This is a genomic window from Gilliamella sp. wkB72 (assembly GCF_001693745.1).
Classification (GTDB): domain Bacteria; phylum Pseudomonadota; class Gammaproteobacteria; order Enterobacterales; family Orbaceae; genus Gilliamella; species Gilliamella apicola_E.
The window spans coordinates 618,414-627,210 of sequence record NZ_LZEI01000006.1 but is presented as its reverse complement, the minus strand read 5'-3'; the positions used below and the strand labels follow the sequence as shown (position 1 = coordinate 627,210).

10 protein-coding genes and 1 tRNA gene are annotated in these 8,797 nt (G+C 30.7%); 8 read left to right on the top strand and 3 right to left on the bottom strand.

What is annotated here, in order from left to right; all coding sequences use genetic code 11:
* The first annotated feature begins 229 nt into the window (after positions 1-229).
* Both A9G07_RS04265 and A9G07_RS04260 read left to right on the top strand, forming a co-directional pair.
* A complete protein-coding gene (locus tag A9G07_RS04265) occupies positions 230-907 on the top strand; it encodes a hypothetical protein (RefSeq protein WP_065734154.1) in 678 nt (225 codons plus the stop codon).
* A gap of 570 nt (positions 908-1,477) precedes the next feature.
* A complete protein-coding gene (locus A9G07_RS04260) occupies positions 1,478-1,828 on the top strand; it encodes a hypothetical protein (protein ID WP_065734153.1) in 351 nt (116 codons plus the stop codon).
* 222 nt (positions 1,829-2,050) lie between these two features.
* Here the strand turns inward: A9G07_RS04260 and A9G07_RS04255 are convergent, their stop codons facing one another.
* The gene (locus tag A9G07_RS04255; RefSeq protein WP_065734152.1) at positions 2,051-3,106 is read right to left on the bottom strand and encodes a bifunctional transcriptional activator/DNA repair enzyme AdaA; all 1,056 of its coding nucleotides are present in this window, start codon (positions 3,104-3,106) and stop codon (positions 2,051-2,053) included.
* Between the two features lie 301 nt (positions 3,107-3,407).
* Here A9G07_RS04255 and A9G07_RS04250 point away from each other — a divergent pair, with 301 nt between their 5' ends.
* Entirely contained in the window at positions 3,408-4,058 is a 651-nt protein-coding gene (locus tag A9G07_RS04250) for a DUF421 domain-containing protein (protein ID WP_081299555.1), read from the top strand.
* An 82-nt stretch (positions 4,059-4,140) separates the two neighbouring features.
* On the opposite strand, the gene ispE is transcribed toward A9G07_RS04250, so the two are convergent.
* Together ispE and lolB are read right to left on the bottom strand one after the other, a co-directional pair.
* Positions 4,141-4,980 (bottom strand): 4-(cytidine 5'-diphospho)-2-C-methyl-D-erythritol kinase, encoded by an 840-nt coding sequence (ispE, locus tag A9G07_RS04245; RefSeq protein ID WP_065734151.1) that lies wholly within the window; start codon positions 4,978-4,980, stop codon positions 4,141-4,143.
* 11 nt (positions 4,981-4,991) lie between these two features.
* The gene (lolB, locus tag A9G07_RS04240) at positions 4,992-5,612 is read right to left on the bottom strand and encodes a lipoprotein insertase outer membrane protein LolB (RefSeq protein WP_065734150.1); all 621 of its coding nucleotides are present in this window, start codon (positions 5,610-5,612) and stop codon (positions 4,992-4,994) included.
* Between the two features lie 150 nt (positions 5,613-5,762).
* Here lolB and hemA point away from each other — a divergent pair, with 150 nt between their 5' ends.
* The 5 genes from hemA to A9G07_RS04215 all read left to right on the top strand — a co-directional run bounded on the left by hemA (position 5,763) and on the right by A9G07_RS04215 (position 8,786).
* A complete protein-coding gene (gene hemA / locus A9G07_RS04235) occupies positions 5,763-7,034 on the top strand; it encodes a glutamyl-tRNA reductase (RefSeq protein WP_065734149.1) in 1,272 nt (423 codons plus the stop codon).
* Positions 7,035-7,064: 30 nt separating this feature from the next.
* Positions 7,065-7,313 carry a DUF1289 domain-containing protein gene (locus tag A9G07_RS12175; protein ID WP_065563430.1) on the top strand — a complete coding sequence of 83 codons (249 nt, stop codon included), beginning with the start codon at positions 7,065-7,067 and terminating at the stop codon, positions 7,311-7,313.
* A 113-nt stretch (positions 7,314-7,426) separates the two neighbouring features.
* Positions 7,427-7,669 carry a zinc ribbon domain-containing protein gene (locus A9G07_RS04225; protein ID WP_065563429.1) on the top strand — a complete coding sequence of 81 codons (243 nt, stop codon included), beginning with the start codon at positions 7,427-7,429 and terminating at the stop codon, positions 7,667-7,669.
* A gap of 99 nt (positions 7,670-7,768) precedes the next feature.
* Positions 7,769-7,855, top strand: a tRNA-Leu gene (locus tag A9G07_RS04220).
* Positions 7,856-7,991: 136 nt separating this feature from the next.
* Positions 7,992-8,786, top strand: coding sequence for an acid phosphatase (locus tag A9G07_RS04215; RefSeq protein ID WP_081303342.1), 795 nt, complete (start codon positions 7,992-7,994; stop codon positions 8,784-8,786).
* The last annotated feature ends 11 nt before the right edge of the window (positions 8,787-8,797 follow it).

The following is an 8,797-nucleotide window of genomic DNA, read 5'->3' as shown; positions in this document are numbered from 1 at the left end:
CTGAAACTGGCTTATATATTAGCCTAGACCCTATAAAACTTGAAGGATACAACCCAAATTTTTATGCAAATGTGTATGATTCGAATACGATGGTTGATCCTCTGGGGTTGGATTTACATCATATTATACTCAATCAGATATTTAAGGAATTTAGAAAAAATTTAGAATGGTAGTTGTTATATACAAAATGTATCTAAAAAAGCACAAAATTTAAATAATATAGAAAAAAATGAAATATAAAAAATTCGATGTTTCTTATGATCCAGTAATTACTGGAATTAATAATGGTGGAGCACAATTAAAATTAAAAGAAAATAAATCTTTCATCTCTAAAGAGGAAAAAAATAAATTTAACAAATATATTGATGAGAATTTAAATAATAGAGACAGAGTTTTTTTAAAAACTTTCAAATCTATTAATGAGGAACAAATATCTTCAATAAAATATTATCCAACGCGAAAAAAAATAAAAAGAACAGATTTTATAAGTTATTTGCCTTATGAATTTGGATTAAATTATATAATTTCAGAAAAGGCTTATGATGTAATTAAAATGTATAAAATCCCATCATTATTAAATAAAATTAATATAGGTATTGAAGGATGGGAAAATGATAAATTTTATTTGATAGGTTTTCCGATGATTCCTGATACCGAAATAGATTTAAAAAAATCCATTTTTTATGACACACAAAGAAATGAAAAAGTTAACTTCAAAAGTTATCAAGATTATAACGAGATAAATTTTAATCTAGTAGCATTGAATCTATTTCTACTTAATAAGTATCATTATGATATTATTAATATACAAGGAAAAGGTATGTTTTTTTCAGAAGACCTAATTTATGCATTAAAAGAAAATAATATTATTGGTTTTGAAATTAGAGAAATTATTTTAGAAAATTAGATAATACATTAATAACTAAATAAAAAAGCCTACTCAATGAGTCGGCTTTTTAAATTTAGAATATTATTCAACTGGTCTAAAAGTTCTCATTCCGAATTAGGGAGTAAGGATTTAACAAGCAAAAAAAGGTTATAAAAATCTAACGTAGAATGGCAGAGAGTAAGTCCTTTACACTCCGTTTCCGCTAAAAGGTCTGTTTACTCGATAATACAAATAGAGTTAAGCATAAAACCTAAATTCTTGTCATCAGGAATCAATAAGATTTGGTAAATTAGTTAAGAATTCTTGAGGATTAATGAGTAAATTTATACCTAAATACGATTTAGAAAAAGCACCAGCTAAAAATTAGTTCCTAAAGCAGGGTTATACAATAAAAAATCTTATAACAAACACTGTAATTTCAAGGAGTATAAAAGGAATTAATAAGGCAAAAATTTATTAGCTAGAGACATTAAAGAACTTAAAAGAGTATATCCAGATATTCCAAATTCAAAGCTAAAAGAACTCATAGCGTTTAAAGAGATGTAAACTGAAGCGTTTAAAAAAGCCTGAAATAAGATGAAAATAAATATGAACGATGTAGAATTTGTAAATAATATAATTTTAGAAGTATTAAAAAATAATTTAGATCAGTATAAAGTTAATTTGAGTAATTTGGATAATAAACAAGATGAATTACCTGAAGGGGAATGGAAAAATGGAGTATCTCTTTATAATAAGTTAGATGTAAAAGACAAAGATAAATTTATATCTTTTTTAAAATTATCAATTACAGATACAATTTCTAATTTATTAGGTATTATTGACGGTGTCAGTTATCTGAAAGGGCAAGAGGAAGATTTCCAATTTTTATATAAAGGAAAAAAACTTAATGGTAATCTACAGGATATATTTTTAGAGGAAATAGAAGATGAAAGTTAATAATTAAATTATAACATTGGAACATGAAACGGGGCTTTATCATAATTAGTTACGATATTATAATTCTGCAACCAGCTTATATATTAGCCAAGACCCGATAAAACTTGAAGGAAACTATTATTTTCATGGTTAAGAATCCTCAATCCTGCAGTTCTCATCAATCCTTTTAATATACTCTTTTAACTTCGTTAAATTAATCTATTTTTTAGATAAAAATAGTTATTAATTTGAGAGTGTATCTGATTTTATGATTCTATTTTCATGTTCAATTAACCATTTTTTTCTTTCTAATCCACCACCATATCCAATAAGTTCTCCATTTGTTCCGATTACTCGATGGCAAGGTATAATGATCGCAACTCGGTTATAACCATTTGCGCTGGCTACGGCTCGGATTGCTTGTGGTTTATTAATCTTTTGCGCTTGTTTTTTATAGGTGGTTAATTCGCCATAAGGAATTTGCTTTAAGCAATCCCAAACGGTTTGTTGAAATAACGTACCTGGGGTATGTAAGGCAATGGTAAAATCTTTTCTTGTTCCCTTAAAATATTCGGCAATTTGAACTTTAGTTTGTTTAATATGTTCATTTTCACCAAATATAATCTTCATTTTAAGTAGAGATTGTAGTTGTTCAAATTCGGTTTCTAGCATTCTTCGATCTACAAATTCTAGTAGACAAACTCCGAGACTAGTTGCGCAAACAAACATTGGACCGAGCGGGGTATTAAAACGGTCAATTAAAATGATATCTTGTTGATTGTTAGTTGAAGGTAATTTTTTCATGATTTTTTTGTAGGTGTAACCAAATCCACTTAAGGAGTTGTAGCCGCTATCCATTGCTGTATTAATCACATTTTTTCCTGATTTTAATTCTTGAAAAGCATTGTTAATTCGATACATTCGTTGATAGGCATGGAAGGTGATCCCATAATGTTTTTTGAACCATCTGCGAATAATTTCAGGGCTTAATTGATTTTGTCTTAATTGATAATCGGTAATCTTATTTTTAGGATTATTGCTAATTAATGATATTGCTTTAATTATTTCGTTAGGTGCAGCGTTTTCAGTGGGTCTACATATTTTGCAAGGTCGATAACCCGCATCAAGCGCTGATTTGAATGAAGAGAAAAATTCAACATTTTCAAATTTTGGTTTTCTGGCTCGGCATGTAGCAATACAAAAAACTGAAGTGGTTTTAACACCAGTATAGAAAACTCCAACATAACTTTCATCTTTTTCAAGTAACGCTTTGTAATAAATTTCTTTTTGATTAAGCATTTTTTATCTTAATTTTGAACTGTTAAATGATGGATCAAGCTTATTAAAAAAAGCTTTTGTTTCGCAAAATTGACAACTATTTTTATTCAATCTTTTATTATATTTTTTATCAATATGAAAAAAATAGATTGATAAATTGATCAATATCAATCTAATATTAAAGCGTCACTCAATTACTCACGATTTATATAATCAAATTTTCTAATTTATTAAAATCTCTTCTAAAATTTTATAGGTTTTCAGTATTAACTTTAATATTTATTGTTTTACTAGCTTAGGTCTTTAACATTTGGAGAGTACTATGCTTAACTATCTGGATTTTATTATTATTGCTTTAAAGTTATTGGTTGTTTTTATATGTATTGTTTTATTTCTAAAAATAACAGGTAAAACTTCACTGTCGCAAATGTCGAGCATTGATTTTATAGGGAATATGATATTAGGTGGGATTGCTGGTGGAATTATCTATAATCCTAAATTGACCATATATGATTTTATTGTTGTCTTGTTGATGTGGACAGCAATCATGTATACCTCTAATTATTTAAAAAAACGAAGTCAAAATGCTAAAGCCTTTATTGTTGGTAATCCAATTATATTAATGGATCATGGAAAATTAAAATTAGATGCTTTCACCTCGATTAATTTAGATTTGGCTAGTTTTGCAGTACTACTCAGAATGAAGAATGTTTTCAACATTCATTGTGTTGAAAAAGCTATTTTGGAGCCTAATGGGCAATTATCAATAGTTAAAAAAGGGGATAAGGACATATCCGTCATTGTATTAGAAAACGAACAACCCGTTGATAATGTTTTAGAGCAACTAGGTAAAGATGAAAAATGGTTAAAATCCGCGTTAGCTGATCAAGGTTATAAAAGTTTTGAAGGGCTTTATTGCGTTGAGTATTATGATCATCATCTTTTTGTTATACCAAATGATGCTATACACTAAGGTTGGGACTTTTTCGATTTTATGGTGATTAACCATATAAATTAGTTATATTTATATGGTTAATCATGTTAAGCAAAATTAATTAATCTGCATACAGCGGTGATAAGTTTAGTGATTTAGTTATAAAGTTTTTGACTGAGAGGGACTTCAGCTCATTTTGTATCGACAATGCTTGTTCTTTAGAATCACAACGAGTGAAAACACATGCTCCTGTCCCAGTTAGCCTTGTTGGAGCAAATTTGGACAAATACGATATAAGCTGATCGACTTGAGGATAACGTTCACGCACAATAGGTTCACAATCGTTAGTAAACTTATCAAAAGGAAATGACATTAATTGTTCAATAGTTCGTTTAGGTGTGTCACGCTGTAATTTAGGATCGTTAAATACTTTAACTGTTGAAATTTCAATATTAGGACAACTAACTAAATACCAATATTGAGGAATATCAACTTGTTGAAACTGATCGCCGATACCTTCAGCAAATGCTGAGTGACCATAAATGAAAATAGGCACATCGGCTCCAATTGAACTGCCTATTGTTATTAAAGTTTGTTGCTCAATATTTAAATTCCATAATTGGTTTAAAGCAACAAGAACTGTTGCAGCATTGGAAGACGCACCGCCAAGTCCTCCTCCCATTGGGATCATTTTCTCTATAGCAATATCCACACCGAGTTCACTATTATTTGCATAGGATTTTAACCGCTGAGCTGCAATAGTGATTAGATTTTTATCTTCAGGGACTTGTTCAAATTGAGTTAATAATCTTATTTTACCATCATTGCGAACATTAAAAGTCAGTTTGTCGCAAACATCAATAAACTGGAATAATGTTTGTAAATTGTGATAATTGTCTGGACGACGTCCAGTAATGTATAAAAATAAATTTAATTTAGCTGGCGATAACCAATGTTTCATATTCTGTTCCGTTAGTTTAACGTCCAGTTGCTAATTTTTAAGCGAATAAGTTCATCATCATGTGAAAGTTCAATGATGGCGGGTAAATCAACTTTTTTATTTTTGAAAGTATAAGTTGCATAGCTCAAAATCTTTAATGTCCATTTATTGTTATTTTGCATAAAAGATGTTGATGCAAGCCTACCTGAGTTATCTAATTTATCTGTTTGGTTATCATCAGAAAAGCCTTTTAACCAATTATGTAAAGAGTTAAGAGGAATGTTGATGTTAGAAACTTTTTTCATTAATCTTTCAATATTAACATCATTATAACGTCCACCATTTTTATCCACTAATTCGGCATAGTTTGGTTCCGACTTTAGTGTTAAAATATTGGTGCCTACAGGTGTCGTTAATTTGACCTCATAATTATCTTGTGATTGTTGAATAATAAGGAAACGACCATAGTTTTTCGTTTTTGTTCCAGTATGAGCAATACTACCATTAACCTTAAAAGAATTAATTTGTTCAAGTATCTGTTTATGGCTTTGCCATTGTTGCTCGATTGATGCATTAGATTGGTATTTTGTTGTTTGACATGCAGTAATCATTAATGGCAATATAAAAAGTAACGCAAATTTGATTTTTGTCATAAAATAACTCTTAAATGGTCAAAAGTAGGGCATATTATAGCTGATAATTTTGCGAATAAGAAAAAGTAACTGTAATTAACCTTTATTATTTTTTTAGCTATAATATTTAAATTTAGACGCTTTATAAACTATTATAAAAGAATCAATGCAATGTCTATTACAGTATTGGGTGTAAACCATAAAAGTGCGTCAGTCGCTTTAAGAGAAAAAATTGCTTTTTCTAATGAGATTATTGATAAGGCATTATACAGTCTATATCAGCATCCTTTAATTACTGGGTGCGCCATTTTATCAACTTGTAATCGCACAGAAATTTACCTAAGTTATGAGGATGAGGCAGATTTTTTTCGAGTAAAGCAATCTGTTGAAAATTGGTTAGGACAATTTCATCACGTTGATTTGGATGTTTTTAATAAGTCACTATATTGCTATGAAGGCCAGAAAGCTGTCGAACATCTTATGTCTGTTGCTTGTGGTATTGATTCGTTAATTATTGGTGAGCCTCAAATTCTTGGCCAAGTAAAACAAGCTTATAATTTTGCTCAACAAAATAATTGTTTGTCAGTTCAGCTTGAAAAACTCTTTCAATCTATCTTTCATGTAGCAAAAATTGTTCGGACTGAAACTAATATTGGAGCAAATACCGCTTCGGTAGCTTACGCGGCGTGTTTAGTTGCGCGTGATCTTTTCTCTGATGTGTCTGAATTAAGTGTAATGCTAGTGGGAGCAGGTGAGACCATTGAGCTTATTTCTCGCTACTTAAAGCCTCATGGATTCAAACATGTTATTGTTGCTAATCGAACAAGAGATAAAGCGCTAAAATTAGCATCTATTATTGATGCTGAGATCATCTCTTTACCCGATATTGCTAATCGACTCAAAGAGGTTGATATTGTCATTAGTTCAACTGCTAGTCCTTTACCTATTATTGGCAAAGGGATGGTTGAACGGACACTACATGAACGAAATAATAATCCAATGTTATTTATCGATTTAGCCGTTCCTCGTGATGTTGAGTCAGAAATTAGTCAACTCGAAAATGTTTATCTTTATACTGTTGATGATCTGCAACAAACCGTTCAGAACAATCTAGAACAACGGATTATTGCCGCCAATGAAGCTGAATATATTATTCATGAGCAAGCTGAGTTGTATATCGATTGGCTAAAAACCAGACATGCTGTTGAATATGTAAAGCAATATCGCCAGAATGCACAAGTTATTAAGCGTGAATTAGAATTAAAAGCGTTAAAAGCAATTAAACAAGGTGCCAATATTGATGATGTATTTTTTGAGTTTTCACATAAATTGACTAATAAATTGATTCATGCACCAACACAAACTTTGCTTGAAGCGGCAACACATGATTGTGATGATTGTTTTAAAATATTAAGTAAAGGATTAGGCTTAAAAGAGCTTTAATAGTTGTTGATCTTCATAGGAAGAGATAGATTGGATCAAATTGAATTTTTTGACATACAAAGCCCATGTAGACGAGTATGTGAGACAGATAAGCAAGGTTATTGCATCAAATGCTTTCGTTCCAGGGAGGAAAGATTCAATTGGTTAAAATTTTCAGATGTTCAAAAACAAGAAATTTTGCGATTATGTAAGCAAAGGGCATTAAGACGCCGCTATCAATTATTACAACAACAAAATAATAATCAAATAAATACTGCACAAATCGATTTCACTTTCTAATAAAAAATAGCCATTCTTATATATCTTGTATTCAATCTAAACTCGGAGTAGCATTTTTATTCAGGTTAAGTCGATTTATTTTAATTACCTGCAAATTAATTGGAATTTAAAATATGAAAATGTGTATTGCTTGTGGTATGCCAATGACAGCTATTGCTGATTATCCTTTACATGATTTGTCGAAAAACTACTGTAAACATTGCGCTCATTCAGATGGTTCAATGAAAACCTTTGATGAAAAATGGCAAGAAGTTACTCTTAAATATTCAAATAACCATAATGTTGATTATTTAGTGGCAAAAGAGACCGCTTATACTATTTTAAAAAAATTACCTGCTTGGAAACGTAAATGGTAGTAGAAATTTTAGGCAACTAACTGCGTTTATAATAATATCTGTTGCAGATATCACAAAGCTTAGTATAATTGCCAACGTTTACTTATTTACACTTCAGATGCCAGTGTGGCGAAATTGGTAGACGCAGCGGATTCAAAATCCGCCGCCCTTAAAAGCGTGTCGGTTCGAGTCCGACCACTGGCACCAATAATAGATCATATTTCAATTGCTCACCCAAATCCTAAAAAATTAATACTAAATAAAGTTATTATTATCATCAAAATTTTTCCAAGTTCTCCGAAGTAAGCCTGTTTAATCATTAATCTGGTAATAGGAGTAAAATATGGCAGAAAAAATAAATGTTAGAAAATTGACAATTTTCATTTCAACACTCTACTGTTCTTTAATATTTTCTTCATCATTATTAGCTTTTCAAAAAGGATCAACCGAAGACTTTCTTGGTCATGAAGTTGGGGTTACATATCATACTGCCGATCAAGCCGTTAGTAGTAAAGAATACTTGCCTATTTATCCTCAAGAAGGTACGCCTGAATTTGAAGCAGATAAGATTGCCTATTTACATGGTTATAATCTTAAAGATACTGATCGCTGGAAACAAGCAACAAAGGATGCTGATTTGCATACGGCAAATGTAGCTGAAATTTTTTCTGAACCTTTAGGTATTACAATATCACCCGAAACAACACCCACTTTATATAAAATGTTTGGTGATTTATTGGTTGATTCTGCTGATAATGCCACTAAAACGGCTAAAGAGTTTTATATGCGAAAACGTCCTTTTGTCTATTTTGGTAATCACTCTTGCCAGCCTGTTGATGAAGAAGAACGATTACGTCAAAATGGTTCATTTCCATCAGGTCATACCGCTTATGGTTGGACATTAGCTTTAGTTCTAGCTCAAATTTCACCTTCACATGCTGAAGCGTTAATCAAACGAGGCTATGAATTTGGTCAAAGCAGAATGATTTGTGGGGCCCATTGGCAGACCGACGTAAATGCCGGTAGAATGGTTGGGGCAGTGGAGTACTCAAAATTACAAACTATCCCACAGTTTCAAGAAGATCTTCGCAAAGCAATTGACGAAGTTAATCATCAATATAGTTTATTAAAAAATTGATAGGCCATTTT

Excerpts from the sequence above, each read along its gene's own strand:
- A9G07_RS04255 (WP_065734152.1), bottom strand. The coding sequence starts at position 3,106 with ATGCTTAATCAAAAAGAAATTTATTACAAAGCGTTACTTGAAAAAGAT.
- lolB (WP_065734150.1), bottom strand. The coding sequence starts at position 5,612 with ATGACAAAAATCAAATTTGCGTTACTTTTTATATTGCCATTAATGATT.
- hemA (WP_065734149.1), top strand. The coding sequence starts at position 5,763 with ATGTCTATTACAGTATTGGGTGTAAACCATAAAAGTGCGTCAGTCGCT.
- ispE (WP_065734151.1), bottom strand. The coding sequence starts at position 4,980 with ATGAAACATTGGTTATCGCCAGCTAAATTAAATTTATTTTTATACATT.
- A9G07_RS04265 (WP_065734154.1), top strand. The coding sequence starts at position 230 with ATGAAATATAAAAAATTCGATGTTTCTTATGATCCAGTAATTACTGGA.
- A9G07_RS04225 (WP_065563429.1), top strand. The coding sequence starts at position 7,427 with ATGAAAATGTGTATTGCTTGTGGTATGCCAATGACAGCTATTGCTGAT.
- A9G07_RS04215 (WP_081303342.1), top strand. The coding sequence starts at position 7,992 with ATGGCAGAAAAAATAAATGTTAGAAAATTGACAATTTTCATTTCAACA.
- A9G07_RS04260 (WP_065734153.1), top strand. The coding sequence starts at position 1,478 with ATGAACGATGTAGAATTTGTAAATAATATAATTTTAGAAGTATTAAAA.
- A9G07_RS04250 (WP_081299555.1), top strand. The coding sequence starts at position 3,408 with ATGCTTAACTATCTGGATTTTATTATTATTGCTTTAAAGTTATTGGTT.